The organism is Aeromonas finlandensis, from assembly GCF_000764645.1.
Classification (GTDB): domain Bacteria; phylum Pseudomonadota; class Gammaproteobacteria; order Enterobacterales; family Aeromonadaceae; genus Aeromonas; species Aeromonas finlandensis.
In genome coordinates this window covers 1-672 of the sequence record NZ_JRGK01000247.1, presented here as the reverse complement: position 1 = coordinate 672, position 672 = coordinate 1, and the positions used below count along the sequence as shown (strand labels likewise).

Below are 672 nucleotides of genomic sequence, written 5' to 3'. Positions count from 1 at the left end.
GGCTATAGTAGAAAATAAATCCTCAGTATCCGCCCATGTCGCATAAACATCTCCAGCTTGCATCGGCATCATATTTTTTATCGCTTTTACTCCCAATGCTTTCTCGAGACACTCAATAAAATCGATTACTTTTATAGGCTTACCATTCCCAATATTAAATATACGATAAGGAGCGCTACTATTAGCAGGAGACCCTGCTTCACAACTCCAACCAGCATTTTCTCTAGGTACTACATCTGAAATTCTAATAACACATTCAGCGATATCATCTATATATGTAAAGTCTCGACTTAAAAGACCATTTTGATACACATCAATTGGCTTTCCAGAAAGCATATTCTTGGTGAACTTAAATAACGCCATGTCGGGACGACCCCAAGGTCCGTATACGGTGAAAAAACGCAGTCCAGTTGTTGGTATCTTGTACAAGTGAGAGTAGGTGTGCGCAATCAACTCATTCATTTTCTTTGTCGATGCATATAATGAAATTGGGTGATCTGTTGACTGACTAACGGAAAATGGAACGCTATCATTCATCCCATATACAGAGCTCGAGGAAGCATATACTAAGTGCGTGACATCAGTATGGCGACACCCCTCGGCGATTGATAGATAACCAGTGACATTGCTATCTACATATGAGAATGGGTTTTCAATCGAGTACCTAACACC

Annotated in this window: 1 protein-coding gene; it reads right to left on the bottom strand. The window is 40.2% G+C overall.

Features of this window, described 5'->3' with window-relative positions:
- Positions 1-672 (bottom strand): NAD-dependent epimerase/dehydratase family protein (locus tag LD28_RS22495; RefSeq protein WP_156120233.1); only part of this gene is annotated, 672 nt, incomplete at both ends.